Source organism: Erwinia sp. HDF1-3R (genome assembly GCF_039621855.1).
GTDB lineage: Bacteria > Pseudomonadota > Gammaproteobacteria > Enterobacterales > Enterobacteriaceae > Erwinia.
Genome location: NZ_CP155071.1, coordinates 1,275,706 through 1,302,381 on the forward strand (window position 1 = coordinate 1,275,706; position 26,676 = coordinate 1,302,381).

Below are 26,676 nucleotides of genomic sequence, written 5' to 3' on the forward strand. Positions count from 1 at the left end.
TTAGATAATATCCCCCACAGCAATGTCGCCCGCCGTGCTCTCCGTTACCCCGGGGCGCACTGGCGGATAAATGCGCTGCGCGCGATATCATATTCTTGCAGGACATAAACGCCGCAGGATAAAGATGATGACAGCGACTGATATTGGTTTGACCCACGTTGCCTTTGAAGTGAAAGATATCGCGAAAAGTATCGATTTTTATCAGCGCTATGCCGCGATGAAGGTCGTTCATCAGCGTGAGCCGGGCGTACCGGAGGCTGAGAAAGTGGCATGGCTCAGCGATCTTACCCGGCGCTTTGCCATTGTGCTGGTGCAGACGCAGGCGGGAAGGGATACGCCTCTTGGTCCGTTTGGGCATCTGGGCGTGGCCTGCGCAACCATTGATGAAATTGATATAAAAGTGAGCATGGCCGAACGGGAAGGAGTGCTGCGCAAGCCGCCACAGCAATCCGGCCCGCCAGTGGGCTACTGGGCGCTGTTTGCTGACCCGGACGGTAATACGCTTGAACTCTCCTGTGGGCAGCAGATCGGCTTTACGATCGATGAAGTCTGATCCCGCCATAACGACCTACGCCAGCCCCGTTCCTTTTGAGGAGCGGGTGGGTAGAAATATCAATTAACAAACTTAATGAGTTATCACGGCCTCGGCGCTTGCGATTTTACCGGTAACATTCTAACTTTTCAGAATGTTCTTTAACCCTGTAAACGTTGAGGTGCTCGCCATGAAGTTAGCGAATGTGTTTGTATTATTTGAAAAAATCGCATTGTTATTGTTTGTTGTCCTGCTGGGCTATCTGATAATAACAGGCGTTTTTTCTGCAACAGGCGTCGATCATAGCTGGCCTTACCCACATCGATAGCTAAGAGATCCACCAGGGAATACGCAATATAATTAATAAAAAAACGATAAAAAAACCTTTTCGCACTTGCACTTACCGTTAAACCTTCCGTTCAGCACACGTCAGCTTTGCTCACCATAAGCGAGTAGCCTCTTTGGCACAACGCCCCCAATTTCAAGGTTTTCCCTGACCTTCGTGGTTAGCATTCCCCCATCCGCCGTTAAGTCACGCAGTTAATTCAGCGTATGGCTCTGCCTGGCTCAGAAACAAAGCGTTAATTCAGTAAAACTCAGTCGTCGGGCAGTTTATCTATTAAGCTTACTGCCATCGAACCGGAGAAGAGCGAATAAGATGCAGCTGTTGTACAACGCATTAATCGTGCTGTTTACCATCATCGTGATGGAAGTGGTGGCGGCACTGGCCCATAAGTACATTATGCATAGCTGGGGGTGGGGCTGGCATCATTCTCATCACCGGCCACATAAGGGCGGGCTGGAGTTAAATGACCTTTATGCGGTGGTCTTTGCGGTGCTTGCCATTGTGCTGATCTATCTGGGCAGTACCGGCGTCTGGCCACTCCAGTGGATTGGTGCGGGCATGACCGCCTACGGCGCGCTCTATTTTATCGTTCACGACGGGCTGGTGCACCAGCGCTGGCCGTTTCGCTATATACCCCGGCGCGGCTACCTGAAGCGTCTCTATATGGCGCATCGTCTGCATCACGCCGTCCGGGGCCGCGAGGGCTGCGTCTCTTTCGGATTCCTGTATGCGCCGCCGCTGTCGAAGCTGCAAAAAACGCTGCGCCAGCGGCACGGTAAGCCGGTCAGCGAGGACGCTGCCAGAGCGAATCGGGACGCGGGCCCGGCTTCGCAAGACGAGAAGTAAGCGCCAGCCCAGCCCCCGAGAGCAGTAGCCCCAGTTTCTCGCCTTTGCTGGTGCCCTGACGCCGGTCCCAGGCCTGTTCTCCGGCGTTGCTGACCTTGACGCCGATCTCCCGGTAGACGCCACGGGCAGTAGCAATCGCCCAGGCGGAGCGAAGTGGCAATCCGGTCAGGCCCGCCCGGGCCGACTGATAGTAAGGCTCGGCGGCGTCGACCAGCCGCCGGGATACTCTTGCCAGCGCGGCCCGGTTGACTGGGCTGGCATAGTTCGCCCTGTCCATACCCTCTTCAGCCAGCCAGCGAGTAGGCAGGTAGCAGCGCCCGCCGTGGGCATCTTCCACAATATCACGCGCAATATTGGTGAGCTGAAAGGCCAGCCCAAGATCGCAGGCCCGATCCAGCACGGCGGGATCGCGCACGCCCATCACCTGCGCCATCATCAGCCCGACGACCCCGGCTACGTGATAGCAGTAGCGCAGGGTGTCATCAAGGGTGTAATAAGCCTCGCCCCGCACGTCCATGGCGTAACCTTCAAGGTGATCGAAAGCCAGCCGTTCTGGAATGGCGCTGGCCAGGGCTACTTCCTGAAAGGCGGCAAAGGCGGGTTCCGACACAGGGGCGCCGCTAAGCGCCTGATGGGTGAGGACTTTAAGCCTTTCCAGCCGCTGCTCCGGGCTGCTGTCAGCGGTTACGTAGCCCGCGCCAGCGTCCGGGCTGTCAGATAGCGGGTTGCTAAACGCAGAGTGAGGACTGTATTCCGCCCCGTCACGGCTGAAACCCAGCTCCTGGCCATCTATAACGTCGTCGCAGTGACGGCACCAGGCATAGAGCATCAGCGCGCTGCGACGCGTCTTTGCGTCAAACAGCTTTGAGGCGGACGCAAAGCTTTTCGAGCCGACCGCCATAGTCTGGGTAGCGTGAGTAAGTAAAGGCTGATTCAAGGGGCTAAATCCTCCAGCATCAGGCCGGCGGTGGCCTTGGCGGAGCCGATCACGCCCGGTACGCCTGCGCCGGGGTGTGTGCCGGCGCCCACCAGGTAGAGGTTAGTAATGTGACTGTCGCGGTTATGTGGGCGGAACCAGGCGCTTTGGGTCAGAATCGGTTCTACCGAGAAGGCCGAACCAAGATGTGCGCCCAGTTCGTCGCGAAAATCGAAGGGGGTAAACATCCGGTGGGTGACCAGCTGCTGGCGCAGGCCAGGCATATAGCGCTCCTCCAGATAGTCGAAGATGCGATCGCGCAGGCGCGGCCCTTCCACGTCCCAGTCGAGATCGGCAGTACCCAGGTGCGGCACGGGGGCCAGCACGTAGTAGCTGCCGCAGCCCGGCGGGGCCAGCGACGGGTCGGTGACGCAGGGGGCATGCAGATAGAGCGAAAAGTCGTCGGCCAGGCTGTTGCGGGTAAAAATATCGCTGATCAGCTCTTCGTAGCGCGGGCCGAAGCATACCGTATGGTGCGCCAGCTGGCTGTGATGATGATTAAGCCCGAAGTAGAGCACGAACAGAGAGTTGCTCATGCGCTTACGCTTAAGAGAGGTCGCGCGCGCCGCACCTCTGGGGTGGTGGCCGAGCAGCTTTTCATAGGTATGCACTACATCCGCATTTGAGGCGACGGCGGGCGTATCAATACGGCGACCATCGGTCAGGTGAACCGCTGAAATCTTATCGCCCTGGGTTTCCAGCCGATCAACCTCCGCGTTCAGCTCAATTTTTCCGCCGAGATCCTCAAACAGCTTCACCATGCCCTGCACCAGCGCCCCGGTTCCGCCCCGGGGGAACCACACGCCCCATTCCCGCTCCAGGGCGTGGATCAGGGTGTAAATGGAGGAGGTGGTAAAGGGGTTGCCGCCGACCAGCAGCGAGTGAAAAGAGAAAGCCTGACGCAGGTGTTCGTCCTCAATAAACGAGGCAACCATGCTGTAGACGCTGCGCCAGGCCTGGAGGCGGGCCAGCTGAGGCCCGGCACGCAGCATATCGCGGAAAGAGAGAAAGGGGACGGTGCCGAGTTTCAGGTAGCCCTCTTTAAACACCGCGCGCGAATAGTCGAGAAAACGCTGATAGCCCGCTACATCGCGGGGATTGAAGCGGGCGATCTGCGCCTCCAGTGCAGGCTGATCGTTATCGTAGTCCAGCACCCGGCCCGTTTCCCAGCAGAGGCGATAAAAGGGTTTAACCGGCAGCAGTTCGACGTAATCTGCCATGCGTTTACCGGTCAGGGCAAACAGCTCCTCAATGGCGGTGGGATCGGTAATCACCGTTGGCCCGGCGTCAAAGGTAAAACCCTGATCCTGGTAGACGTAAGCGCGCCCGCCGGGCTTGTCTCGCCCTTCAAGCAGCAGCGTGGGAATGCCCGCCGACTGTAGCCGAATGGCTAATGCCAGCCCGCCGAAGCCGGCTCCTACAACAATTGTTCTTTTCATTTAAGGGCTCGCAGCCTGGGGTGATGTTTAAGGATGGCGCGCAGGGCTTCGCCTACCGGAACCGGCGGCTTGCCCGACAGGATCCGTACCCGGTCAAAGTGGGTAGGGTGACCGGCATAGAAGCGGGCAATCAGCCCGTCGCTAAGGCCGTAAAAGCGCTGCATGACGCGCCAGCGCCCGGCCGGAGGACCGGCCAGGAAAAGCATGCGGTTTAGCAGGCGGAAAAAGCGCTGATGCCGCCACTGGCGTAGCGCAAAATCCTGAATGAGTCGGAACAGCTGGGCGCTATCCGGCGAGGGCTGGCTGGCGATCAGATCGGCCAGCTGAACAGCCAGCGGCAGTGAGTAGCCGGTGGTCGGGTGAAAAAGCCCGGCGCGCAGGCCGCTGCACGGCAGTCCGTCGCGCTGTCGCCAGAATGCCCCAGGCTGACCCGCCAGCGTAATGGGCAGAATGCCCTGCTCCTCGCGCTCCAGCTCCTGTAACAGCCAGCCTTTTTCAGCGGCATAGTCTGCAATACGCTGCCGCGCCCGATCGGCGTCCAGCGCCGCGCTGTCAATATAGTGCGTATCCTCAATCAGCAGCGTATCCGGCGTGAGTGGCAGGGTATAGACAAAGCGATAGCCCGCCCGCTGATCCACCGTGGCGTCCATCAGAATGGGGTGGGTCAGGCCATGTGGCCGGGCCAGCCGCCACTGCTGGCCAAAAAAGGCCTGACTGCCGACCGTCAGCGCGGGACCGGGCTGATAGCCACGGCCATCTATTACCGCTTTTGCCCGCAGGATCTGCCCGTCAGCGAGCTGGACGCTGTTCGCGGAGAGCGGGATGGCCGGACACCCCGTCAGCAGATTGTCGCCCAGGGCCTGTTCGACAACCCCGGCGAAGCGCCCGGCGGTTACCGTCATATAGCCGCCGGGCAGGGTGCGGGTCAGCTGTGGAAACTGCACGTCATAGCCGTCCCAGCGGTGGGCGACCAGCGGGTCGATCCACTCCTGCTGTTCAGGCGTCAGGTCGCTTTGATGAAAGGACCAGGTGTGGTTACCGCCGCAACGCGCGCTTTCCTCCAGCATTAACACGCGGAGCGTGGGCTGACGCTGCGCTAAGCGCAGGGCGATAAGGCCATTGGCCAGGCCGCCGCCCAGCAGGATCACATCCGATTTCTTCACGGTGCCACCTTATCCGCTGTGGAAAAACGCGGGCTTAACGCCTGCTCGACGATGAGTGCGGCGGCAGACGCGCCACCCGCGCTGCTGAGCTGAGTCTGCATGGCTGACAGGTTTTCCCGGTAGCGATTGTCGTTTAACAGCGCGTCGAGATGGTGCGCCAGCGTTTTGCTGCTGCTGAAACGAGAGGCGCGCCGTCCAGTGCCGCTCCAGGCGACGCGCGCGGCAACGCCGGGCTGATCAAAGGCGATCGGAATGGCAAGGATTGGCGTGATATTTTTCACCGCGTCGGCCACGGTATTCAGGCCGCCGTGCGTCACCACCGCCTGCGCCTGACGCAAAACGGCATCCTGATCGGCAAAGTCTGTGACCCAGCTGGCACCGGCGTGACGTAATTTTTCCACTTCGCGCGAATTGAGGCCGCCGCAGTGGGCGATAAGCAGCTGGGCGTCCAGGCGGCGACAGGCGCGGGCGATAGTGTTGAACAGACGGAAACGATGCCCCTGCAGGGTGCCGAGTGAGGCAAAAATAAAGGGCCGGGAGGGATCCAGCGGCCAGGCTGCCCTGCCCGTTTTGCCTGGGGATCGCAGCGGCCCGACGGCATGAAATCCGGCGGGCAGCGCGCGACGGGGGAAATCCAGCGCGGGCAGGGTCTGGCTGATTTGCGCCAGCGGCGACAGGCAGTCGTGCAATCCCTGGCGGGGCGTCAGGCCAAAGGCGCGCGCATGGCGATTAATGATCCTGGTATGTCCGCGCATCATCCAGTCGTAGACCTGCTGGCTGGAATGATAAAGTTTTTGCGCCCGGCGATCGGTGCCCCAGGCAAACGGCATAACCGGCAGCGGCAGGCCCGCCTCGCGGTTAACCGGCAGGGCGCAGGCAACCGAGACAAAAGGGAGCCCCAGCGCGTCGGCGACCAGCCCACCGGCAGGCTCCATCTGGTCGACGATCAGGCCGTCCACCGCCAGTCTGTTCAGGATGGCAGGCAGGGCGCAGCAGAGCCGATCGGTGGCGTGGGCCATATCATCAATCACGCCGAAGAGGGAGAGGCTTCGCGGGTTAACGGTCAGCCTGAAGGCGCGGGTGGGCGTGCCCGCAGGCAGGTTCTCTACCGGCTCGAAAGCGATGTTTGCGTCGCTGAGCAGGCTTCGCGCTTCGGGCGGCTGAATAAAAGTGATGCGATGTCCCCGCGCCATCAGCGCCTGCGCCAGGGCCTGGAGCGCGCGCACGTGGCTGAAAAGCGGCGGCGCAACCACGGCGTAGTGGCTCATGCCCCGCTTCCTGCGTAGTGCATCGGCGCGTGACGCAGCTCGCGCAGGTTAGTGCTGCCGGTGCAGAAGCAGGCGGTTTGCAGCTGCGCAATCAGTACCTGGAAAAACGCCGTGACGGCCTGTTCTGACGCGGTGGCGCTGGGGAGTATCGCGGCGGCAAGGCCGACCACATCCGCGCCCAGGGCAATGGCTTTGGCAATATCAATGCCGTCAACAATCCCGCCAGAGGCGATCAGGGGCAGGTCGGGCAGGGCGGCGCGTATTCCCCGCAGCGCCTCGCTGGTGGGAATGCCCCAGTCGGCGAAGGCCATGGCGACGGCACGCTGCTGCGCGCTGGTGGCGCGCTCGCCCTCCACCGCCGCCCAGCTGGTGCCGCCCGCGCCAGCCACGTCCAGCAGGGTCACGCCCGCCTCAGCCAGCCGACGGGCCACGTCAGGCGAGAGCCCGGCACCGACCTCTTTGACCACCACCGGCACTGCCAGCTGCTTAACCAGCCCGGCAATGGCGGACAGTACGCCACGCCAGTCGCGGTCCCCGCCGTTTTGCAGCGCTTCCTGGAGCGGGTTGAGATGCACGATCAGGGCATCGGCCTCAATCATCTCTACCGCACGACGCGCATAGTCCAGCCCGGTTGGGCCGGCGATCTGCGCCGCGCCGAGGTTAGCCATCAGTGGGATGTCCGGCGCAATAGCGCGTAAATTTTTGTTCAGGCCGAAATTGACGTCGCTCTCCAGCGCCACCCGCTGCGAGCCGACGCCCATCGCCAGGCCCAGCGTCTGCGCCGTGGACGCCAGGTGAAGATTAATCTCCTGGGCGCGACGGGCTCCTCCGGTCATTGACCCGATCATAATCGGCGCTTTCATCGGCCTGCCAAACAGAGAGGTGCTGAGATCGATACGATCAAAATCAATTTCGGGCAGGGCGCAGTGCTCAAAACGCCAGTGGTCAAATCCTGTACGGATCCTGCTGACGGCGCGCGCCGGGTTAAGCACGATATCCAGGTGATCGTTTTTACGCTGAATCAGATCCGCGTCCTTCATGGGTACTCCGGTGAATCCATTATTCGGTCATTTGCAGGCGTCACTACGGCGGGCGGTTTCTGACAAACCACACAGGCTCAACACCCGCGCAGGCACCCGTTTAAACAGACGTTAACGCAACGTGGCCAGCTGCTGGTTGAACCAGCGGTGCATAAAGCGCCGGGTCGCCAGCCCCTGATGACAGACGAAGGCAAAGTGCCGATCGGCACTGTGCAGGTGATTTTGCAGGCGGCGGTGTACCTCTTCGGCACCCAGCAGGGCCACCAGGGTCGATTTGCCCGCATCCTGATTCAGATCTTTGCCGGAGCCGCTATGGCTGTCGGCCAGATCGTCAAGGAGCTGGAACGCCTGCCCCAGATCCTGTGCGAAGCCGCGCAGCTTCTGGCGCACGACAGGGGGCGCATCGGCGGCCAGCGCCGCCATCTGGATGGTGGCGTCAAACAGCATGCTGGTTTTCAAATCATTTGTGGTGGCGATAGCTTCACTGCTGCGGCATGCACCGCCTTCTTTAAGATCCTGAAACTGACCCTGTACCAGCCCCTGCAAACCGACGGCGGCAGACAGCTCCGCCACCGCCTGCGCGCGACAGTTTCCTGATAACCCCTCTGCGGCCGCGACGGTGCCAAAGGCGCTGCTTAGCAGGGCGACGGCAGCCAGCACCGCCACGTCCTCGCCAAACTGACGGTGAATGGTGGCCCGGCCACGACGCAGCAGGGCGTTATCCATGCAGGGAATATCATCAAGGATCAGCGAGGCGGCATGGATCATCTCTACGGCGCAGGCTAAATCAAGCAGGCCGGGGTGGCTTTTATCACACCCCAAATCACAGGCGGCCAGCAGCAGCAGCAGGGGACGCATGCGCTTTCCAGGCGTCAGCGTGCCTTCGCGCATAGCAGCCCTTACGCGGTCCCGCTCGCCACCGGCAGGCAGCAACGAGTCGAGCCGCCGCTCCAGGGCCTCACGCAGCGCCAGCAATTCGGTATCCATATCGGGGGATTTTTCTGCTAACACTGTCATGGTCACTCTTAATCGAATCAGTAAATTAATGGGCCGGAAAGCGAATGGACGCTACAGGAATAAATGCACGGTCCTTGTTGATAAGGCTAGAGTATTATTTAGAAATTGCGCTGATAAACGATGAAAAAAAGCTTAACTGATGCAGGATGGGGGCCGTATGGAGCAATCCGCGCCTGCGTTTCAGCGGCTTATTGCAGCAGTTGGTGCAGCAGCGACAAAACCTGATTGATCTCCGCAGGCGTCAGCGCACCCTCTTTGGCAAAGCGAATGAGGCCCGCGCTATCGACCACCACCACGGCTGCACTGCCGGGGGTCAGTTGCCAGGCGCGCTTAACCGCGCCGCGATTGTCGATAATAAACTGTGTCGAGGGCGACTCGCGTTTGGCGGACCGCAGGCTGGCGCGCACGAATACGGCGCTGCCGGGGATGGCATCGTCTGCGTTAACAATGATTGACGTCTGGAAGCGCGCGGGTGGCAGGTGAGCCGCCGCTAACGCCGCACTCAGCGGCGCATTTTCGTCTCTGGCAGAAAGCCGTCCGGCCAGATGCATCACCACGCGCACCCTGCCGGTTAACCCGACGCTGTTCCAGGGCCGGTAGTCCATATCTCCGGCGCTGGCGATCACTTCGCCTGCATCATATACGCCTACAGGAGGAAGGCGCTGGCCAACCGTAAACAGGTTCGCCAGCGCGGAGAAGGGCAGAAACAGGGCAAGGGCGACAACCAGTAGACGAGCCGACATGCATCTCTCCATTAAGCCGCCCTGCGCAGGGAAGGCGGGCTTATGCCTGCTTAGGCTGTCCGTTTGAGGCCATGATGCCCCCGTCTACCGGCAGATTGACCCCGGTAATGTAACGGGCGTCATCGCTGGCGATAAAGGCAATCGCGTTAGCGATATCTTCCGGCTCACCCGCGCGGTTTAGCGGGATACGCTCATAGAATTTATTCAGCAGCTGCTGGTCATCCTTCATCCCTTCCGTCAGATCGGTCATGGTCAGACCGGGACAGACGGCATTGACGCGTACGCCGTCTGCGCCGTAATCCATTGCCAGCGAACGGGTAAAGTTGGTCACCGCGCCTTTCGCTGCGTTATAGACGCTCATACCCCAGTCGCCGCCCAGGCCGGAAACGGAGGAGATATTCACGACGTTGCCTTTGGTTTTCAGCAGCGCGGGCATAAAGTAGTGGACGCAGTGGAATACACCGTTCAAATCAACGCCCATCAGCTTTTTCCAGTCTTCAAGCGCGATTTCATGAATGCGCCCCTGAACGATAATGCCGGCGTTATTCACCAGCACGTCCACCCGGCCATACTTATCCTGCACCTTGCGCGCAAGCGTCTGGACCTGGCCCGCGTCGGCGACGTCACAGGGGGCCACCAGATGATCGCCCTGGGTCAGCGTGGTCAGCGTTTTTTCCAGCTTTTCAGCGGTACGGCCTACCAGTACCACCGATGCGCCTTCGCGGGCGAAGCGCTGCGCCGCGGCTTCGCCAATACCTGAACCTGCCCCGGTGATGACGACTACTTTTTGCTGAAAACGTGCCATTTTGAACTCCTGTTCATCATTATTACCGAATTAAATCATGGGTATAAGCCTGGCAGGCTTAGCGCGAAGTGCAAGTGAAGGCGCGGCGCGGGAGGGCTAATTAGTTGTAATTGCACAGGGTTTTTTGCATAAATCATGCCGGGCCGCGGGCAGCGGGCAGCGGGCAGGACTACCCCTGGGCGGGCAGGACTACCCCTGGGCGGGCTGACCGTTAGAGGCGGTAACGCCGCCATCAACCGGCAGATTGACGCCGGTGATATAGCGCGCATCATCGCTGGCGATAAAAGCAATGGCGCTGGCGATATCCGCGGGTTCCCCTGCGCGATTTAATGGGATGCGCTGGGTGAACTTTTCCAACAGCTGTGGCGCGTTCATGATCCGTTCGGTCAGGGCCGTCATGGTCAGGCCGGGGCAGATAGCGTTGACGCGCACGCCGTCTGCGCCGTAGTCCAGCGCCAGCGCGCGGGTGAAGTTGCTGACGGCCCCCTTTGCCGCATTGTATACGCTTATGCCCCAGTCGCCTCGCAGGCCAGAGATAGAGGAGACATTGACCACATTACCTTTGGTGATAAGCAGGGCGGGCATAAAGTAGTGTACGCAGTAAAAAACGCCATCTAGATTGATGGCCATGAGATTTTTCCACTCCTCAGGCGCGATGTCGTGAATGCGTCCCTGTACAACGATGGCCGCATTGTTCACCAACACATCGACCCGGCCATACTTAGCCTGGACGTTGTGCGACAGCGCCTGCACCTGGTCCGCCTGCGAGACGTCACAGGGGGCAACCAGATGGTCTCCCGGCGCGAGGGTTGCCAGCGTGCTGTGTAGTTTTTCAACCGTGCGGCCTGCCAGCACGACCGACGCGCCCTCAAGGGCAAAGCGCTGCGCCGTGGCCTCGCCAATACCAGAACCCGCCCCGGTGACCACCACGACCTTTTGCTGAAAGCGTGCCATCTGAACCTCCGGTTAACGTGATTAGTGCATTAAATCATCAATGTAAGCCTGGCAATCCCGGAAATAAGTGCAAGGTCTGTTCCATCCTGTTGATAACCCGTTGTTACATCAGGCGCAAAATTTCAAATTGTGCATCTGTCGGATGACTCACCGCGCCGATAGGGCTATGTTAGTTTCCGGCTAAGCGAGTGGTGAGGAAGCAAAGTGGAAAGACTGGATTGCGACAGGATGTTTATTGGCGTGATGGAAACCGGAAGTTTTACGGCCGCGGCGCAGCGTTTGGGCACCAGCCACGGCCAGGCGTCGAAGCTGATCTCACGTCTGGAAAAGGAGCTGGGCGTGCAGCTTTTCCGGCGCAGCACCCGGGCGCTGACCGCTACTGATGTCGGCAGAGCGTACTACGAAAAGGTCAGGGTCCTGCTGGCTGAGTACGATGCCCTGAATGATTCCGTGCGCACCACCTCAGACTCCCCCTCCGGCAGGGTGCGCGTCTCCGCGCCGGTGACCTTTGGCACCACCCAGCTTACCCAGCCGCTGATCGACTTTGCCCGGCGCTATCCGGGTATTGAACTGGACGTCAGCTTTGCCGACCGGGTGGTTAACGTGGTGGACGAAGGATTTGACCTGGCGCTGCGCATCGGCAAGCTAAACGACAGTGCGCTGATGGCCAGAAAGCTGTGTGATATCCGTATTATCGCCGTGGCCTCGCCGGACTATCTTAAGCAGCGCGGCACGCCCTCCCACTGGGGCGAACTTTCACAGCATGACTGTATAATCGATACCAACTTCCGCGATCCTTTCCGCTGGCCTTTTTTACAGGGTGAGCAGACGGTTCAGGAGCCGGTCAACGCCCGCCTGAAGTTTTCAAACGCCGAAGTGTGTTTGCAGGCGGCATGCGCTGGACTGGGTATCGCCCGTCTGCCCGCCTTTGTCGCGGGGGAAGCCCTGCGCAATAAAACCATTGTGCCGGTACTGGTATCTTATGAAATCCCGCCGCTGGGCCTTTTCGCCCTCTACCCGCCGGCAAAATACCTGGCGCACCGCTCCCGCACCCTGATCGATTTCCTGGTCGAGGCGTTCGCGGGCGAGCCGGAGTGGGAGAAAGGCTGGTGATTATTTCCAATATGGAACAAAACATCCCCTTTTTGAGGGGATAATCATCTCAGTGGAAATAAGTTACTTTTCTCTTATCAACTCACAGAGAGGAAAGACCATGACTGACAATCGTACTGCACCCTGGGCTGCTTTAATCCTGCGCCTCGCGCTGGGCATCCTGTTTTTGGCTCACTTCAGCCTGAAATTTTTTGTTTTTACTCCCGCAGGCACCGTAAAGTTCTTTACCTCGCTCGGACTGCCGGGCGGTCTGGCCTGGCTAACGATGGCCGTGGAGCTGGTGGGGGCTATCGCCCTGATTTTAGGCATCTATAGCCGCATCGTCGCCGTGGTGCTGATCCCCATCCTGCTCGGTGCCATCTTCACCGTTCACGGTCCGGCGGGCTTCTTCTTTACTAACCCTAACGGCGGCTGGGAATTCCCGGCATTCTGGATAGTGGGCCTGATTGCGCTTGCCCTGACCGGCGACGGAAAATATGCCCTTAAGCCCACCGCCGTCAGAGGATAAGGAGTAGCCCCATGCTGGTAAATGGACAATGGACCGCCGACTGGCATCCCGTTCAGGCAAAAGATGAGAAGGGCGGCTTTGTCCGCCAGACCTCCAGCTTTCGCAGCTGGATAACCCCGGACGGTGCGCCGGGGGTGACCGGCAAGGGTGGCTTTCAGGCCGAAGCGGGACGGTATCATCTCTATGTTGCGCTGATCTGCCCCTGGGCCTCACGCACCCTGATCGCCCGCAGCCTGAAAGGACTTAATGAGGTCGTCAGCGTATCGGTAGTCGAGCCCTGGCTGCTGGATCAGGGCTGGCACTTTGGTGACTATCCCGGCGCTAACCGGGATACGCTGAATCAGGCCGAGTGGATGCATCAGATCTACACCCGTGCGGATGCGGACTATACGGGCCGGGCCACCGTGCCGGTGCTGTGGGATAAAAAGACCCAGACGATCGTGAGCAATGAGTCCGCGGATATTGTGCGGATGTTTAACAGCGGCTTTGGTGAGCTGGCCAGTGCGGAGTTTGACCTTTTCCCAGCCGGCCTCCAGCAGGAGATTGAGTCCCTGAACGCGGAGATTTATCCGCTGCTGAACAACGGCGTTTACCGTGCGGGCTTCGCCACCACGCAGATAAGCTATCAGGAAGCCTGTCGCGATGTGTTCAGCATGCTGGATAAGCTGGAGCAGCGTTTGAGCGACGGACGCCGCTTTCTGACCGGCGAGCGATTCACCGAGGCGGATATTCGCCTGTTCGTGACGCTGATTCGCTTTGATGCGGCTTATCATGGCCTGTTCAAATGCAATATCCGTCAGCTCCGGGAGTATGCCTGTCTGCATGCCTATACCCAAAGCGTGCTGGCGGTCGCGGGCGTGCGCGAGACGGTCAGTATCGATCACATTAAACAGGGCTATTACTCTATCAGGGCGCTGAACCCCACCGGCATTGTGCCCGTTGGGCCAGACCTGAGTGACTACGGCCTGCAGGAGAGTCTGTAACCGTGAAAAAACTCCTTATTTTGCTGCATGGCGTGGGCAGCTCGGGGCAGGATATGCAAATGCTGGCCCGGCATCTTGAACCTGCGCTACCGGGGGTAGTGATTGCCACACCGGACGGTCCGTCGCACTTTGACGGTGGCGGGGCAGGCTATCAGTGGTTCAGCCTGGCGGGCATCACAGAGCAGTCGCGTCCGGCGCGTATTCTCGCCGCCCGGCAGGATTTCGATGGCGTCCTGCACGGCATCCTGCAGCAGCACGACATCCACGCTGAGACCGACCGCATTATGCTGGCGGGCTTTTCCCAGGGGGCGATTATGGCGCTGGACGCGCTGGTATCCCATCGCCTGCCGCTTTGCGGCGTAGTGGCCTTCTCCGGGCGCCTGGCGTCTCCCGGGCCTTACCATCCCGCGGCCAGCGCGGCCGCGCTGCTGATCCACGGCAAGGCCGATCCGGTTATTCCGTGGGAGGAGAGCGAGCGGGCTGCCGCCTCGCTGGCCGATGCTGGCGTGGCGGTCAGTACCCTTTTTGAGCCGGGCGTGCCCCATACGCTTAGTACGAATGGCGTTCAGCGAGCGGCGGCGTTTATCGGACAGCGATTCGATCTGAATTGAGAACGCATGCAGGTGGGATTTCTCTGCAAGCTTGCCTGCGTTGCCAGATTACGTCTATTGTTAACGGCTAAGAGTAGTTTTCCCGGAATACGCGCGACAGGGAGCCGTCATGAAGAAAGTGCTGGGTGCTTTTTTACCGTTATATACCACCACGCTGTTAATGCTGCTGGGCTCTGGCCTGCTGACCACCTATGTCTCGCTGCGGCTGGCCCATCAGCAGGTGAGTGGCGCGGTGATTGGGGCGATTATCGCCGCGAACTATATTGGCCTGGTCATCGGCGGCAAGGTTGGACATAACCTGATTGCCCGCGTCGGGCATATTCGCGCTTACGTATCCTGCGCCGGGATCATTACCGCCTCGGTACTGGGGCACGGGCTCACCGACTTTTTGCCGATGTGGATCTTTCTGCGGCTGATTATCGGCCTGTGCATGATGTGCCAGTATATGGTGCTGGAGAGCTGGCTTAACGATCAGGCCGAGCCGGGACAGCGCGGCATGATATTTGGCTTCTATATGGTGGCAACCTATCTGGGGCTTTCTGCGGGACAGATAATCCTGATGACGCAGATTGGCTCGGGCAGCAGCAGCCTGCTGATAGTCGCCCTCTGCTTTGCACTGTGCCTGGTGCCCATCGCTCTGACCACCCGCACCAACGTACAGCCCATGTCACCGGCGCCGATGGAGCTTGGCTATTTTTTTAAAGCCATTCCGAAAATTCTGTTTATGACGCTGGTCATTGGGATGGCGGTCGGGGCTTTCTACGGGATGGCCCCGGTTTACACCAGCCTGCTGGGATTCAGCACGCAGCAATCCGGGCTGTTTATGGGTATTACCATTTTCGCCGGGCTGATTTCGCAGTTTCCTCTCAGCTGGCTTTCTGACCGCGTAGATCGTCACCGCCTGCTGTTTTTCACCGGCCTGCTTTATGCCCTTGCCGCACTGCCGCTGACGCTGCCGTTGCATTTTCACTACCTTACCGTGGTCTGCGCCGCCTTTATCGCCAGCATGATGCAGTTTTCACTTTATCCGCTGGTGGTGGCGATGGCGAATGACAGCATCGTGCCCGAGCGCCGGGTATCGCTCACCGCCTGCCTGCTGATGGCCTTTGGCGTGGGAGCCTGTATTGGGCCGCTGGCAATTGGGGCCATAATGCAGCCGCTGGGCGGCAATATGCTCTACCTCTTTTTCTGCCTGTGCGGGGTGGTGATTGCAGGAATGAGCTGGTATCGCAGCACCACGCATCAGGAGAGCAGCGAACCGCCGGTTCCTCATGTGCCGATGCCGGATACGATGGCCAGCTCGCCGCTGGCTGCCGCACTTAATCCGACCAATACCGAAGAAGAGATCCAGGCGGTAATGGTCAATACCGACGAACATGCTGCCGGGGCCGACAGCGCTGAAGAGAGCGAACAGCAGGCATCCTGATGCCTGTCTTACCCTCTGTAACCCTTCTGAAACCTGAAACGAAACTGGATTAACACCCAGGTAAACCGTTTTTTTTCCCACCGGGCGCTGGGCGTACGCACAGCGCCACCCGTCGCGCTATCCCAAAGAAACAGAACAAAATTCTTAAATGGCTGCCGTTGTCCCTAGGGATAGTCTGAAAGTTGATCGATATTTTTGATTGTTTATACTGTCGTGATATTAAAAACAGGTAAGGAATCCGTATGAAGTGTCGTTTATCCCGCAGAGGGAAAACCTGGCTGGTCATCATTGCCTGTTGTTTTATTTTTTGGGGGGTAGTGGCCTGGGGAGTGTGGTCATGAATAAAGCTGAAGAGATTGTGAATGAAAATGGCTCCCTGATTAGCGAGGCGGCCGCAGAAAACAGGAACAATCCCGGCGTGAATGACGACGGTAAGCCGCTTAATAATAAGAAAATACTGGAAGGCTGGGAATTGAGTGCCGCGCAAACCGCTTTTATTGAATCACTCCTGCCGGATGATGACAGCGGCTGCTGATCCGCTGCCATCATTCGGCGCTGTCCCCCGCTGAAACCGGCAGCGACCCTAACTTTTTCCACCTTGTGCTTCTTTTGCTACCGTTTCTACCTGCAGCGCCCGCTCAGCGTGGCCAGCGCCTGCCACCGCGTTAACGTTTTATCACCTGCCGCCGGGTAAAGAGGCGGGTAAAGACGATGGCAACCAGCGCGAAAATCCCACCCAGCGCGGTGGCCTCCAGTCGGTGAGTGGCTACGCCCGCCTGAGAAATGCCCAGGCTTGAGATCATAAACACCACCATCAACGTGACGAAAAAAGTAAACACAAAATACGATTTTGAGATCAGCGAATAAGAAAAGGTAAACGCGATATAGCCGGCGGTGATAAAGCCGCACACCAGGAACAGCGGATTATGCCAGGTTGAGATCAGCGAAGCGGCCAGGATGCTGCCCATCAGCGTTCCCAACACTCTGGCCTGAACCCGCGACAGCGTATCGCGGTAGTTATTGCGCAGACAGAGCAGCAGGGTCATTCCCGCCCAGTAGCCGTTTTTCAGGTGCAGCAGCTGGACCGTACTCAGCGCCAGTCCCATCGAAAGCAGCGCCCACAAAATTGACCAGCGCAGGTGGATTTTGCGTTTATAAAGCTGCCGGGTAGTGTTGAAAAAAGTGAGCCACGAGCGGGGGTTAATATCTTTTAAATGAAAGGGGTAGCGACGGAAAACGCCATACAGAAATAGCATCTGTAACAGACCGCCGCAGCCGGTGAGCGCCGCGCGATCCAGCGCATGTTCCAGGTTGCCCGCATAGTAACCCGACACCAGATAGGCAATTGACCACTGGAGCACCATCCACCAGGCGCTGCTGTCGACGTCAGCCAGCGCAACATAAACCCCGGCGTAGAGCATGGCACCCGCAATATAGATCGGCAGCACGTTGCCGGTCAGGCAGCCAAGCCAGGAGGAGAAAGCCAGCCCGAGCGTGGTGGTGAGCAGCAGTGAAAAGGAAGAGTCGCCCCAGGTTTTATTCGCGCCAAAGGCCAGCGTCAGGGCACCACCGGCAATTACGCTGGCCACCGGCACGCGATCAAAGGTGAAGCCGGCCAGATAGATAGCGATGATAGCGGGCAGGCAGCACAGACCCAGCAGCATGTCGTGTTGCAGTTCGTCAGAAAGGCGCATCGGTTTACAGCTTCTCCTGTCATTCGCAAAGATTAATGATAGCTTTCAATAATATATTGTTGTTAACAGGGTAGCTTATTCTTGCATTGAACGACGGCGATGATTAGGCTGAAACCACTTTCCTGCTGCGTATACCGCACGTTTTCTCTTTGAGGGCGTTATGATCAAATCACTGGTCGCCGTGGCCGTTGGCGGCTCCATCGGCTGCATCATTCGCTGGCTGCTGGCGGTTCGTTTGAATGCACTTTTCCCCAACCTGCCGCCCGGCACGCTGGTCGTAAACCTGGTCGGGGGCTTTATTATCGGCGGGGCGATGGCCTGGTTTATGCGCAATCCGCATCTCGACCCGGCCTGGAAACTGTTGATTACCACCGGTCTCTGCGGAGGCATGACCACCTTCTCAACCTTCTCGCTGGAGATCGTTACGCTGCTACAGGCGGGTAACTATGCCTGGGCGATGACCTCGGTGCTGACCCATGTGCTGGGCTCGCTACTGATGACCTTTGCCGGATTCTGGCTGGTTTCGCTGGTTCTCTGATTTACTCGCTCTCCGGCGCCGACTTGCGCATCCATGCGCCAGGCGGCAAAGCGGGTTTTTAGTGCGGGGTGCCACCCTCCATCAGATCGAGTGCGCTGGCGCTGGCTGCATCAAATAGCGACAGACTCTCAATCTGATCGACCATGATGACCTTACGGAAGGCCATGGCTGATTTAGGCTCGGAATCCAGCGTAATACCGTGATCGGCATACCATTTGCTGTAGTTATGCTCGATGCGCAGATCCAACGCGGTGCCCTCGCGGTAGCCGCTTAGCATTGGGATCATCACAATGTTGCAGACGGAGGCATTCTCAAAAGAGGCCGTATGGATCATCCCGATATAGATACGGCGAGACTTCAGCGTGATCCACGCCAGCTCTCCCTCTTCCATACACTGAAACAGCAGCCCTTCAACGCCATTGGAGCGGGACAATTTTTTGTAGAGTTTTTTTCGTCCGCTGCTGTCGAGCCGCGCGCTGCCTGACCAGCTTGAGCGATAAATACAGAAAACGACGGCGAAGGCCAGCATGATAACGACCGGTGCCTGGATGCCGAGGAAACTCCAGGTCATAAATTCGACCTGCCAGTGGTGGTGCAGGCCATCACCGAGCTGCGGAATGGCGTTCATAATACCTGATGCGGCCAGCAGTATCAGCCAGACGATGCCGGTGGCAATGACGCCCTGGAGAACGAAAATGCAGCCATACAGCGCCACCAGAAAATAGACGTCCCAGCCAAACGAGCGTTTGATTTTGAAACGGGTTGAGAGGTCGCGGCTGGTGTACCAGTACCCGCACACCATCAGCACCATAAATATTGCCGTACCCATCTTATGCCCTCTTCAACGCATTGACGTGACGGGCAAAATCATCTTTGACTTCTTTGCTGCACAGATTGACCGCAGCGGTGCCGTCTTCGTCGATCAGGATGCGTTCGCCGTCTTCAATCGACTCTTCGATATCGCGCTGACTCATCACCTGAAGTAACAGTTCCGGACTGGAAAAAAGAGCGCGTAAAAATTTGAACATGGCTTTCTCCATCAACAAGATAGGATAAGTCTGGCACTTTAATAGTGGCTTCGCCATGAGACGATGATGAAAGGGGGGAATTGAAGGGTGCGCGTCCCTGCGCACGGGCGATTAGCTGCCGCTCTGCGGTGCCGGATCGTCCTGTAAATGCTTTTTGAAGTGCTTCTCAATCTGCTCCAGCGTCTTGCCCTGGGTTTCGGGGGCGAAGAAGATAGCGAATATTCCTCCGGCCACGCCTATCGCCGCAAAGGCAAAGAAGGTGAAGGTCAGGCCAACGTGCTCCAGCAGGATCGGGAACATAAAGGCAATCGAGAAGTTTGTCATCTGCATGGCAAATACCGAGATACCGTTAGCCATGCCACGGATGCGCATCGGGAACATTTCGGACAGCAGCAGCCAGGTGACCGGCGACAGCGCAGCCTGCTGAAAGCACAGGAATACCAGCATACCTGCCAGGACCATATAGCTGCGCAACGTATCCGGATGGCCGTTGACCGTTTCCGGCATTAGCCAGGTGATAAGCCCAATGGCCAACACCGTACAGGTACAGCCGATTTGCCCGGTCAGCAGCAGCGGACGGCGGCCAAAGCGGCTCAGCAGCATAATGCCGACAAAGGTCATGATGACGGAAATCACCCCGTTGGCGATAGTTGCCAGCAGCGAGGCGTTAGTGCCAAGCCCGGTTGACTGCAACATGGTCGGCGCATAGAACATGATGGTATTCACGCCGGAAAGCTGTTGCAGCATGGCAATACCGATCCCCAGCGCCACCAGCCGCTTCATCCATACGGAAATGGTTTTTTGACGGCGAGCGTGCTTTTCACTTTTCGATGACATCGATTTGCGAATTTCGCCCAGCTCTCTTTCGACCATGCGTGATTTGCGGGTGCGCTCAAGCACGTCACGCGCTTCACTGTAGCGACCATGCATCGCGTACCAGCGCGGCGTATCGGGCAGAAACAGCATGCCGACCCACAAAATAACCGCCGGAATACAGGCTACGCCCAGCATCCAGCGCCAGGTCGTTTCGCCCCCCCAGACTTCATTGATGGCTGCGTTACTGGTATAGGCGATCAGCTGACCGGAGACGATCATCAGTTCCTGAAGGGTAACAAACTGCCAGCGCCGATTTGCCGGGACGATTTCGGCGATATAAATGGGAACGATGGCGGCTGCGCCGCCTACCGCCAGTCCAAGAATAAAGCGGAAGGTAATCATCATCACGACGTTCGGTGCCATGGCACAGCCAAGCGTACCAAGGATAAAAATGAGCGCCATGGCCAGAATGATTTTTTTACGGCCAAAGCGGTCTGCAACCCGTCCGGCGGCAATGGCACCAATAGCCGATCCCAGAATCAGGAAGCTGGTGACCATACCGGTGGTCAGTGAGGTCAGATGCAGATCGTGCTTCATAAACAGCAGCGCACCGGCAATAACACCGGTGTCATAACCAAATAGCAAACCACCCAGAGTGGCAATAAAGGCAATTACTTTGACCAGCGGTTCCGTCGACTGCGGCGTTTTGGACGCCTCGCCGGTGGTACCGCCGTATGATTTGTCTGTCACTTGCTACTCCCCGAATAGTGCTATTTTGTGATTTTCATGTGACTAAGATCACACGCACCCTAAATTTACTCTACGTTGACAAATTTGGTAGGAAAAGTACGAAATATAATTTTTTTATTTGTCAGCAGAGGGGGGCGGGGGAGGTAAGGACTGCCGGAGCGCACTCCGGCAGGGGTAACTAGTGCTGAACGTTATGAACAGATTTGGCTGCGGCATGCGGCCAGCTGGCGGCAGCGAGGCGCGCCACCCGGTGAGGCGTGCCACCGGGGCGTGCACGCTGAAGCGGTGCGTTTTCCTGCGGCCCTAAACGCCGATCGGGGGCAGAATGTTCATGGTACTCATTCAGCCAGCGCAGATAATCTTCCCTGACCTGCGTGATATTTTCGCCACCCTGAGTGGTACGAATATAGAGCTGCGCGCAGGTGCGTGATTTGTCCTGTATGTAAATTTCGTACTTTTTATCCCATGCTGGTGTTTCTGGTCGTTCACGTACAATAACGTCGTTAAAGCGCAGATGCTGCCAGCGCATGAGTCGTTGATAAAAATGTGTTTTATCCATGACGGATTAACCTCTCCGTTTTTTTAGTCATAATTTGGGCGTTCCACTAAAAATACAGCGCCCGGGGCCTCTCAGGGCGGCATAACGTTGTGACACGTTAATCAAGTAGAGGAAGTGAGCCAGCGCCCTGCCCGTTGGGGCCGGCTGGTTAAATCTAGACGAAATCCCCCGCTTCGCCAGCAGCAGGATATTTTTAGGAAAATTTCCCGGCCTGAAAATTCCTGTATTTAAAACAAGTATTTGATTTTAATGATTTTAATGGGTTTTATCGCCAATCGCAGGAGTGCTTATTTTTGTCAGTTTATATTTACTCAACGCGCTGCGAGATGGTAATTTCATACCAAAATAATTTGGGGGCGTAACATGAAGCAGTTAGTGATCGATATTTTGTTAAAAATGGCCAATATCGAAGTCGGTGCTAAAGAACTGACGGCACAGGTTGAGGCCCAGTCGCTGCTGTTGGCGGCGCTGATGATCACCGTCGGTAAAGAGGGAAGCTCATCCATTTCGGAAAATATTCACAATGCTATCGCTACCGCATCTTCTGCTGGCGAGCAGGTGATGCAGTCGGATGTTGATCTGCTGTTAACGCATGTCAACCGCCTGCTGGCCGTCACCAGCTGGGTTGATGAAGTGGCGAAAAGCACAGAACAGGAGTAGCACACTGACCCGATGCCATTCCTCCATGACCCGGATTTGGCATAGTACATGTTGGCACAGCGTGAAAAACGCCCGCCATTATCCTTATAAGGCTTTGCGCTTTAGCCATGGCTGGCCCCACACCTGAAAGTTTGGTGCGTTAACGTTGCCTGGCGGCTTCGGACGTCTGGCGATCCCGGTACACTTCCCCACACAGCAGCACCGCATTGGGTCGACGCTGATGAATGCGATCCGCCATCTGCTCACAGGCTTTTTTGTCAGGGAAAATATGCTCGGAAACGGGCAGGGCGTCACAGGCATCATGCCCGCAGGCGCTCACAAGTAAAACAAAGCCAATCAACATAGCTCACTCTTTTAAAGATGGTCATTCAGCGTTGAGTATAGCCGAAGCGAGCAACACTGTGGCGTTGCGGGGCGGCGAGGTGAAGGCGGGTAACGGCCATCGCGCTGTTCGGCACACCAGGGGACAGCTATCAGGGCGCTTTTGCTGAAGAGGCAGCCGGCAGACAGAACAGCGTGGCTGATAATGCGGGCTTCAAAGCCTGCCAGCAGGTAAAACGCGTCGCGGAGGATAGCAGGATGCATGCCGCCTGCGACGCTCACCCGGTCAATAATATTATCCGCTGCCTGCGGGCGGGAAAATTCCCCGTTACCCGCAGGCGGGAAAATTCCCCGTTACCCGCAGGCGGGAAAATTCCCCGTTACCCGCAGGCGGGCGGAATTAATGCGCCATGGTCGCGGTAGTGGTGGTCGCCGTGCCGGTACTGGAACCTTCACCGCCGCCGCCCATCGTGGCCAGCGCCACGCCGAGCAGGGCGGCAATGGCCCCAACGCCCATGGCGTTTGAGTTACCCTGAGCCATCGTGGTGGCCTCGCTACCTGCGGCTACCCCGGTTTCAGGTGCAGCAAATACGCTGCTGCTGCCGGTAAGCGTCACAAACAGGACAAGGGCGGTTATTTTTTCCATTTTTTATTTATCCTCAGGCAGTGGTGGGGGTAAGAGCGGCTGAAGCATAAATTCAAATGCAGATGTTTGAAACAGGGGGAAAAATCGCTTTTTGATGCTTAGCTGGTGGAGGGATGAAATAAACAGATCCGGTTAATAGCTGGAGTTTCTACGCGGCCGCTCCGTGAATAAAGCCTCTCTGTCACGCCAGGGAAGCCTGCCGCTTCGTTATCCCGGTTTATTTATCGGATTACCCTCAGAGCAGGTGCAGGGTAATAGTCTCAGGGCCAACACATCCGGCTGGCTATAAATAAGAGCCAGAGCAATAAAGAATCGGGCTTCTATTTTAGGAATAAAACCGGTCACAATTTTAGTCTGTTTCCAGGTGGATTTTACTTAACTCAAATCCCGTCATCGCCAACGTGCGTTGTATGCTGATATGTAAGCACGTTACAGGATGTGAACTTTCAATGCTGCACTGACATACTTAATGCGACTAATCCGAGTTTTCTGTTTAATTCCCTGACTTTTAAGAACTCATTAAGCTTACTGTGGCCTACTGAACGAACTTATTTCATTCAGGGAGTTAGTATGCTGTTGTCTGCATTTTCCTATATCAAAGATAAGACCGGTTATTTGCAGGAGTTTCTCACCGATCCGCGCAAAACAGGCACCATTGCGCCCTCATCCGGTTTCCTGTGCAGAACCATGTCCGATGCCGTTGAGTGGGGAAGCTGTCAGCGCATTGCCGAACTGGGGGCGGGTGATGGCGTACTGACCCGACACCTGCTCTCCCGGATGCGGCCCGATGCAGAGCTGCTGGCCTTTGAAACGAACCCCCGGTTTATTCCCAAGCTTCAGGCTATTGACGATCCGCGGCTGACCATCACCACGGCATCGGCAGAGACGCTGAGCCACGAGTACGATGCTATCTTTTCTGGCCTGCCGCTGCTCTCCCTGCCCCAGAAGGTCCGTGACACCATTCTGGCGCGTGCGGCCTCACTGCTCAGCCCCCACGGCGTATTCGTTCAGTTCCAGTATACCTCCCTCTCTGAGCCGCTGATATCGGACCATTTTGCCTGGCACCGTACGCGAGTACTTTGCAATCTGCCGCCCGCGTGGGTCTATCGCTGTCATTCCCGGGGCGCTTATTCTGCTGCGCGTGATGCGAATGGCTGAGCCGGCGTGGCCGGGGGGAGAATATGAGATGGCAATCTCCGCATTCTCTGCCAGGCTTAAATTTCACCCATGACAGGAGGAGAAGATGAGTAATGCAACCGATATACCCGATTCAAGCGATGAGGAAGTCTGTAACATCATTGGCAAAGCGGTAGTGGATCTCAGCATTACCGGCCAGCCCGTCAACAAAGCTACGCTGGCATTGAAGCTGCTGGCGATGGCGGATCAGGACAATGACGAAGAACGAATTTTGCTTTACTGGATTGCGCGTAAAGCAATCAATCAGCCCCACAGATTTGCTTCGGCTCTTTACTGACGGTGGCGATGCCCGGCCAGGATTGCCGGACGAGCGGCCGCTTATGCCAGCGGCCGTTTTTGTTGGTTGCTCAGATGATTCTGCGCAGCCAGGGTACAAGACGCAGTAGCCAGCAAATAGCGGCAGAAATAATATAGCAGATCAGCGCGACCGCCGGGATCGTCAGCGCCGAATAGTAACCCTCAAAGTTAATATCAAACAGGCGCAGTAATAATTCCAGCACCATCAGGTGGACAAAGAATATTCCCAGGCTTAAACGCGATAGCGTTTTAATAAGGGTAATGCTCCGTCGGCTATAGTTTATTGGCGCGTTGAGTAACATAAAGAAGCAGGCAAGCGACACCACGACAAGGGTCGGCGCAGAATAAAAGAGGAACACTTCATTCGGCTTAAAGGTGCTGATTGAGAGAGAATAGGTCATGACCGCCGTCAATACGGCAGAGAGAATAAAGATAATCGCTGAAATTATCACCTTGGGGTTGATGTCAAAACGTCGCGCAACGCCGCCGATAATATAGAACCCTGAAAGGTACACCACCATGTCGATATTACTCGGCGTAGGAATGGCTTGCCCCTCCAGTAAATTTGCTTTTACATTATCAAACAGCATATAGACCGAGGCCAGCACAAACCACACGGTGAGCGTGTAATTTACCCGCGGCTGGCTGCCATTTTGAATAAAGGTATTCAGCAGGGGGGTAACCAGGTACAGCAGGATCAGGGTATAGATAAACCACAGATGCGGATACGCAGGCGTACTGAGCAGTTCCAGCAGGCTGACCGGTGTGGTATCTCCCTTAAAGGAATGGCTGTAGATAATGTAGATTACTGACCAGGCGACCAGCGGAATAACCAGGTTGAGTACGCGTGTTTTTAGCGTACTGAGCAGGGATTCATTTTTATTCAGAGAAATATAGCCGGTAATGAGCAAAAACAGCGGAAACGCGATACGCCCCAGGGCTTCATACATAACCGACACGGACCAGGCTAAATGGAAGTAGCTAAAAGGTATCGCTGCCGTGTGCAACAGAATAACCAGAAAGGTAGCTACCAAAGACAGCAGCTTAATATTCATTATTTTCAACGCCTAACTCCCCGTTAAGAAGCCTCATCTGGCCAAAAGCCAGACGATCGCCAATACGCTAAAGGTATCATACTCCGTCGCGCTGACGAATCGCGGGGCGCAAAAATAACCCTGGCTGTTCAGCCGGGCTGGGAAGCGCGTTCAACGATAAGGGTGGCCGGGCAGACTTCATTGGCCTGAACCACGCGATACTCCGCTTTTCCCTGATGGATATACATGCAGGCGCGACCCGCCTCTCCGCCGTCCTGCTCCTGAGAGAGTCTTAGGGTAATTTGTTCCGCCCCGGCGGCGTTCACCAGGGGAATGAAGGCGAGGGCAGACACCATCATAATTTTCAGCACAGCGACACTGCATAATTTATTCATAGTAAACATGGCCAAAAGGAGAAAATGATATGCCAGCAGCAGGCAATTCCGATCGGAACATCGGATCGTTTAGTTTGTATACCGCCATTGCTCATGCTAACAGAGTGCAAACGTTGCTGAAATATCGGATGAAGCCGACATTACTGCCACCAGAGTTTTCTTATTTATTGTGGATCTGTTCGGGGATTGCGATCGCGGATTGATTTTATCGCGATGCTGGAAACCTTCTTCGATTTTACGCGGTATTTCTGAGAGGTGACCTGAGGAATTCAACATTCGCCGCAAAAAAGTGCCTCGGGAAGTGGGAAACCCAGCAGCACTTCCCGAGGCCGTGCAAATGCATAATTCGTTACCTGATGAAAAATAGTCGGTTTTTTACTACCACACAAGTTTTTTGTTATTACTCAATTAAGTGCGGGTTTTCTGGTCGAATAGGAGCGGCAATTCGGTTATTTCTCCTTGACCTTCCCCCTGCTGGAAGGTAGAGGATATGCCCTACCATTTGCTCAACGTTGAAAGGGAATAGTTGATGAATATTGTAAAAACCGCAGTGATATCCACGCTTCTGCTGTCCGCTGCCGCCATGGCGGATGACACGATGTCTATGCCTGACCGCCAGGCTCAGGGAACGGCTGCTCAGCACAGCTATCAGAGCGGGATGGATAAAATGCATCACAGCATGCAAAAAGGCATGACCTCGCACGATCCGGACGTCGCCTTCGCTAACGGTATGACGGCCCATCATCAGGGCGCCATTGATATGGCGAAGACCGAGCTGAAATACGGCAAAGATCCTGAAATGCGCAGGCTGGCAGAGGCGATTATTAACGCGCAGCAGCCAGAAATTGACCAGATGCAGGCGTGGCTGAAAAAGCAGAAAAAATAGCCTTTCAGTGAGGCTGATGCTGCTTAATAAGGCGATAGGGCTGGCGTGAGAGGATATTAACGTGGGCGAAGGAAAAAACTCACCC

At 56.9% G+C, this 26,676-nt stretch carries 31 protein-coding genes; 13 read left to right on the top strand and 18 right to left on the bottom strand.

Translation table 11 applies throughout. From position 1 onward, the window contains the following. Positions 1–127 precede the first annotated feature (127 nt). A complete protein-coding gene (locus tag AAGR22_RS05705; protein ID WP_067705008.1) occupies positions 128–553 on the top strand; it encodes a VOC family protein in 426 nt (141 codons plus the stop codon). A 637-nt stretch (positions 554–1,190) separates the two neighbouring features. Continuing rightward, complete coding sequence (locus AAGR22_RS05710; protein ID WP_067705011.1) at positions 1,191–1,724, top strand: sterol desaturase family protein; 534 nt, start codon at positions 1,191–1,193, stop codon at positions 1,722–1,724. On the opposite strand, the gene crtB is transcribed toward AAGR22_RS05710, so the two are convergent. The 9 genes from crtB to AAGR22_RS05755 form a co-directional block, all read right to left on the bottom strand. Next, positions 1,663–2,661 carry a 15-cis-phytoene synthase CrtB gene (crtB, locus tag AAGR22_RS05715; RefSeq protein ID WP_345830846.1) on the bottom strand — a complete coding sequence of 333 codons (999 nt, stop codon included), beginning with the start codon at positions 2,659–2,661 and terminating at the stop codon, positions 1,663–1,665. The two genes, AAGR22_RS05710 and crtB, sit on opposite strands and share 62 nt — an antisense overlap. Continuing rightward, the gene (locus AAGR22_RS05720) at positions 2,658–4,139 is read right to left on the bottom strand and encodes a phytoene desaturase (RefSeq protein WP_345830848.1); all 1,482 of its coding nucleotides are present in this window, start codon (positions 4,137–4,139) and stop codon (positions 2,658–2,660) included. The genes crtB and AAGR22_RS05720 overlap by 4 nt, the downstream gene beginning before the upstream one ends. After that, positions 4,136–5,302 carry a lycopene beta-cyclase CrtY gene (gene crtY, locus AAGR22_RS05725; protein WP_345830850.1) on the bottom strand — a complete coding sequence of 389 codons (1,167 nt, stop codon included), beginning with the start codon at positions 5,300–5,302 and terminating at the stop codon, positions 4,136–4,138. Before crtY ends, AAGR22_RS05720 begins: the two co-directional genes overlap by 4 nt. Continuing rightward, entirely contained in the window at positions 5,299–6,570 is a 1,272-nt protein-coding gene (locus AAGR22_RS05730; RefSeq protein ID WP_345830851.1) for a glycosyltransferase, read from the bottom strand. The genes crtY and AAGR22_RS05730 overlap by 4 nt, the downstream gene beginning before the upstream one ends. Beyond that, positions 6,567–7,610, bottom strand: coding sequence for a type 2 isopentenyl-diphosphate Delta-isomerase (fni, locus tag AAGR22_RS05735; RefSeq protein WP_345830852.1), 1,044 nt, complete (start codon positions 7,608–7,610; stop codon positions 6,567–6,569). Before fni ends, AAGR22_RS05730 begins: the two co-directional genes overlap by 4 nt. Before the next feature lie 111 nt (positions 7,611–7,721). Next, entirely contained in the window at positions 7,722–8,627 is a 906-nt protein-coding gene (locus AAGR22_RS05740; protein ID WP_067705034.1) for a polyprenyl synthetase family protein, read from the bottom strand. A gap of 188 nt (positions 8,628–8,815) precedes the next feature. Beyond that, a complete protein-coding gene (locus AAGR22_RS05745; protein ID WP_345830854.1) occupies positions 8,816–9,370 on the bottom strand; it encodes a YtfJ family protein in 555 nt (184 codons plus the stop codon). A 40-nt stretch (positions 9,371–9,410) separates the two neighbouring features. Beyond that, positions 9,411–10,175, bottom strand: a complete 765-nt coding sequence (locus AAGR22_RS05750; protein WP_345830855.1) for an SDR family oxidoreductase — start codon at positions 10,173–10,175, stop codon at positions 9,411–9,413. A gap of 189 nt (positions 10,176–10,364) precedes the next feature. Continuing rightward, a complete protein-coding gene (locus AAGR22_RS05755) occupies positions 10,365–11,129 on the bottom strand; it encodes an SDR family oxidoreductase (protein ID WP_345830856.1) in 765 nt (254 codons plus the stop codon). A gap of 204 nt (positions 11,130–11,333) precedes the next feature. Between AAGR22_RS05755 and AAGR22_RS05760 the strand changes: the two genes are divergently transcribed. The 6 genes from AAGR22_RS05760 to AAGR22_RS05785 all read left to right on the top strand — a co-directional run bounded on the left by AAGR22_RS05760 (position 11,334) and on the right by AAGR22_RS05785 (position 16,305). Then, positions 11,334–12,242 (top strand): LysR substrate-binding domain-containing protein, encoded by a 909-nt coding sequence (locus AAGR22_RS05760; RefSeq protein ID WP_345830858.1) that lies wholly within the window; start codon positions 11,334–11,336, stop codon positions 12,240–12,242. A 100-nt stretch (positions 12,243–12,342) separates the two neighbouring features. Then, complete coding sequence (locus tag AAGR22_RS05765; RefSeq protein ID WP_345830860.1) at positions 12,343–12,750, top strand: DoxX family protein; 408 nt, start codon at positions 12,343–12,345, stop codon at positions 12,748–12,750. Positions 12,751–12,761: 11 nt separating this feature from the next. Further along, positions 12,762–13,733, top strand: coding sequence for a glutathione S-transferase family protein (locus AAGR22_RS05770; RefSeq protein WP_345830862.1), 972 nt, complete (start codon positions 12,762–12,764; stop codon positions 13,731–13,733). A gap of 53 nt (positions 13,734–13,786) precedes the next feature. Then, a complete protein-coding gene (locus AAGR22_RS05775; RefSeq protein WP_345831553.1) occupies positions 13,787–14,344 on the top strand; it encodes a dienelactone hydrolase family protein in 558 nt (185 codons plus the stop codon). A 109-nt stretch (positions 14,345–14,453) separates the two neighbouring features. Further along, positions 14,454–15,770: an MFS transporter gene (locus AAGR22_RS05780; protein ID WP_345830864.1), complete on the top strand. Its 1,317-nt coding sequence runs from the start codon at positions 14,454–14,456 to the stop codon at positions 15,768–15,770. 337 nt (positions 15,771–16,107) lie between these two features. Beyond that, positions 16,108–16,305: a hypothetical protein gene (locus AAGR22_RS05785; RefSeq protein WP_067705055.1), complete on the top strand. Its 198-nt coding sequence runs from the start codon at positions 16,108–16,110 to the stop codon at positions 16,303–16,305. A gap of 130 nt (positions 16,306–16,435) precedes the next feature. Here the strand turns inward: AAGR22_RS05785 and AAGR22_RS05790 are convergent, their stop codons facing one another. After that, positions 16,436–17,464, bottom strand: a complete 1,029-nt coding sequence (locus AAGR22_RS05790) for an FUSC family protein (RefSeq protein ID WP_345830866.1) — start codon at positions 17,462–17,464, stop codon at positions 16,436–16,438. A 160-nt stretch (positions 17,465–17,624) separates the two neighbouring features. Here AAGR22_RS05790 and crcB point away from each other — a divergent pair, with 160 nt between their 5' ends. Then, positions 17,625–18,002, top strand: a complete 378-nt coding sequence (gene crcB, locus AAGR22_RS05795) for a fluoride efflux transporter CrcB (protein WP_067705062.1) — start codon at positions 17,625–17,627, stop codon at positions 18,000–18,002. Positions 18,003–18,060: 58 nt separating this feature from the next. Here the strand turns inward: crcB and AAGR22_RS05800 are convergent, their stop codons facing one another. From AAGR22_RS05800 to AAGR22_RS05815, 4 genes are all read right to left on the bottom strand, one after another. Then, on the bottom strand, positions 18,061–18,831 hold the full coding sequence (locus AAGR22_RS05800) for a hypothetical protein (RefSeq protein WP_345830868.1): 771 nt from the start codon (positions 18,829–18,831) through the stop codon (positions 18,061–18,063). Position 18,832: 1 nt separating this feature from the next. After that, positions 18,833–19,030, bottom strand: coding sequence for a hypothetical protein (locus tag AAGR22_RS05805; RefSeq protein WP_067705068.1), 198 nt, complete (start codon positions 19,028–19,030; stop codon positions 18,833–18,835). A gap of 111 nt (positions 19,031–19,141) precedes the next feature. Continuing rightward, complete coding sequence (locus AAGR22_RS05810) at positions 19,142–20,596, bottom strand: sugar porter family MFS transporter (RefSeq protein WP_067705072.1); 1,455 nt, start codon at positions 20,594–20,596, stop codon at positions 19,142–19,144. A gap of 178 nt (positions 20,597–20,774) precedes the next feature. Beyond that, complete coding sequence (locus tag AAGR22_RS05815; RefSeq protein ID WP_345830872.1) at positions 20,775–21,155, bottom strand: hypothetical protein; 381 nt, start codon at positions 21,153–21,155, stop codon at positions 20,775–20,777. Between the two features lie 363 nt (positions 21,156–21,518). Here AAGR22_RS05815 and iraP point away from each other — a divergent pair, with 363 nt between their 5' ends. Further along, complete coding sequence (gene iraP, locus AAGR22_RS05820; protein WP_067705074.1) at positions 21,519–21,815, top strand: anti-adapter protein IraP; 297 nt, start codon at positions 21,519–21,521, stop codon at positions 21,813–21,815. Between the two features lie 139 nt (positions 21,816–21,954). Here the strand turns inward: iraP and AAGR22_RS05825 are convergent, their stop codons facing one another. Then, the gene (locus AAGR22_RS05825; protein ID WP_067705077.1) at positions 21,955–22,158 is read right to left on the bottom strand and encodes a hypothetical protein; all 204 of its coding nucleotides are present in this window, start codon (positions 22,156–22,158) and stop codon (positions 21,955–21,957) included. A 378-nt stretch (positions 22,159–22,536) separates the two neighbouring features. Further along, positions 22,537–22,782, bottom strand: a complete 246-nt coding sequence (gene yjbE / locus AAGR22_RS05830) for an exopolysaccharide production protein YjbE (protein WP_345830875.1) — start codon at positions 22,780–22,782, stop codon at positions 22,537–22,539. Positions 22,783–23,352: 570 nt separating this feature from the next. Between yjbE and AAGR22_RS05835 the strand changes: the two genes are divergently transcribed. Continuing rightward, complete coding sequence (locus AAGR22_RS05835) at positions 23,353–23,940, top strand: methyltransferase domain-containing protein (protein ID WP_197473318.1); 588 nt, start codon at positions 23,353–23,355, stop codon at positions 23,938–23,940. Between the two features lie 85 nt (positions 23,941–24,025). After that, positions 24,026–24,256, top strand: coding sequence for a hypothetical protein (locus AAGR22_RS05840; RefSeq protein ID WP_345830878.1), 231 nt, complete (start codon positions 24,026–24,028; stop codon positions 24,254–24,256). Positions 24,257–24,326: 70 nt separating this feature from the next. Here the strand turns inward: AAGR22_RS05840 and AAGR22_RS05845 are convergent, their stop codons facing one another. Both AAGR22_RS05845 and AAGR22_RS05850 read right to left on the bottom strand, forming a co-directional pair. Next, on the bottom strand, positions 24,327–25,331 hold the full coding sequence (locus tag AAGR22_RS05845; RefSeq protein WP_067705088.1) for an acyltransferase family protein: 1,005 nt from the start codon (positions 25,329–25,331) through the stop codon (positions 24,327–24,329). A gap of 128 nt (positions 25,332–25,459) precedes the next feature. Beyond that, complete coding sequence (locus AAGR22_RS05850; protein ID WP_156484977.1) at positions 25,460–25,681, bottom strand: hypothetical protein; 222 nt, start codon at positions 25,679–25,681, stop codon at positions 25,460–25,462. Positions 25,682–26,234: 553 nt separating this feature from the next. Between AAGR22_RS05850 and AAGR22_RS05855 the strand changes: the two genes are divergently transcribed. Next, on the top strand, positions 26,235–26,591 hold the full coding sequence (locus tag AAGR22_RS05855) for a DUF305 domain-containing protein (RefSeq protein WP_067705102.1): 357 nt from the start codon (positions 26,235–26,237) through the stop codon (positions 26,589–26,591). Positions 26,592–26,676: the final 85 nt, after the last annotated feature.

Coding starts and splice junctions, on each gene's coding strand:
- AAGR22_RS05705 (WP_067705008.1), top strand. CDS start 128: ATGACAGCGACTGATATTGGTTTGACCCACGTTGCCTTTGAAGTGAAA.
- AAGR22_RS05710 (WP_067705011.1), top strand. CDS start 1,191: ATGCAGCTGTTGTACAACGCATTAATCGTGCTGTTTACCATCATCGTG.
- AAGR22_RS05720 (WP_345830848.1), bottom strand. CDS start 4,139: ATGAAAAGAACAATTGTTGTAGGAGCCGGCTTCGGCGGGCTGGCATTA.
- AAGR22_RS05730 (WP_345830851.1), bottom strand. CDS start 6,570: ATGAGCCACTACGCCGTGGTTGCGCCGCCGCTTTTCAGCCACGTGCGC.
- fni (WP_345830852.1), bottom strand. CDS start 7,610: ATGAAGGACGCGGATCTGATTCAGCGTAAAAACGATCACCTGGATATC.
- AAGR22_RS05740 (WP_067705034.1), bottom strand. CDS start 8,627: ATGACAGTGTTAGCAGAAAAATCCCCCGATATGGATACCGAATTGCTG.
- AAGR22_RS05745 (WP_345830854.1), bottom strand. CDS start 9,370: ATGTCGGCTCGTCTACTGGTTGTCGCCCTTGCCCTGTTTCTGCCCTTC.
- AAGR22_RS05750 (WP_345830855.1), bottom strand. CDS start 10,175: ATGGCACGTTTTCAGCAAAAAGTAGTCGTCATCACCGGGGCAGGTTCA.
- AAGR22_RS05755 (WP_345830856.1), bottom strand. CDS start 11,129: ATGGCACGCTTTCAGCAAAAGGTCGTGGTGGTCACCGGGGCGGGTTCT.
- AAGR22_RS05765 (WP_345830860.1), top strand. CDS start 12,343: ATGACTGACAATCGTACTGCACCCTGGGCTGCTTTAATCCTGCGCCTC.
- AAGR22_RS05770 (WP_345830862.1), top strand. CDS start 12,762: ATGCTGGTAAATGGACAATGGACCGCCGACTGGCATCCCGTTCAGGCA.
- AAGR22_RS05775 (WP_345831553.1), top strand. CDS start 13,787: ATGCAAATGCTGGCCCGGCATCTTGAACCTGCGCTACCGGGGGTAGTG.
- AAGR22_RS05780 (WP_345830864.1), top strand. CDS start 14,454: ATGAAGAAAGTGCTGGGTGCTTTTTTACCGTTATATACCACCACGCTG.
- AAGR22_RS05785 (WP_067705055.1), top strand. CDS start 16,108: ATGAATAAAGCTGAAGAGATTGTGAATGAAAATGGCTCCCTGATTAGC.
- AAGR22_RS05790 (WP_345830866.1), bottom strand. CDS start 17,464: ATGCGCCTTTCTGACGAACTGCAACACGACATGCTGCTGGGTCTGTGC.
- crcB (WP_067705062.1), top strand. CDS start 17,625: ATGATCAAATCACTGGTCGCCGTGGCCGTTGGCGGCTCCATCGGCTGC.
- AAGR22_RS05800 (WP_345830868.1), bottom strand. CDS start 18,831: ATGGGTACGGCAATATTTATGGTGCTGATGGTGTGCGGGTACTGGTAC.
- AAGR22_RS05805 (WP_067705068.1), bottom strand. CDS start 19,030: ATGTTCAAATTTTTACGCGCTCTTTTTTCCAGTCCGGAACTGTTACTT.
- AAGR22_RS05815 (WP_345830872.1), bottom strand. CDS start 21,155: ATGGATAAAACACATTTTTATCAACGACTCATGCGCTGGCAGCATCTG.
- iraP (WP_067705074.1), top strand. CDS start 21,519: ATGAAGCAGTTAGTGATCGATATTTTGTTAAAAATGGCCAATATCGAA.
- AAGR22_RS05825 (WP_067705077.1), bottom strand. CDS start 22,158: ATGTTGATTGGCTTTGTTTTACTTGTGAGCGCCTGCGGGCATGATGCC.
- yjbE (WP_345830875.1), bottom strand. CDS start 22,782: ATGGAAAAAATAACCGCCCTTGTCCTGTTTGTGACGCTTACCGGCAGC.
- AAGR22_RS05835 (WP_197473318.1), top strand. CDS start 23,353: ATGCTGTTGTCTGCATTTTCCTATATCAAAGATAAGACCGGTTATTTG.
- AAGR22_RS05840 (WP_345830878.1), top strand. CDS start 24,026: ATGAGTAATGCAACCGATATACCCGATTCAAGCGATGAGGAAGTCTGT.
- AAGR22_RS05845 (WP_067705088.1), bottom strand. CDS start 25,331: ATGAATATTAAGCTGCTGTCTTTGGTAGCTACCTTTCTGGTTATTCTG.
- AAGR22_RS05855 (WP_067705102.1), top strand. CDS start 26,235: ATGAATATTGTAAAAACCGCAGTGATATCCACGCTTCTGCTGTCCGCT.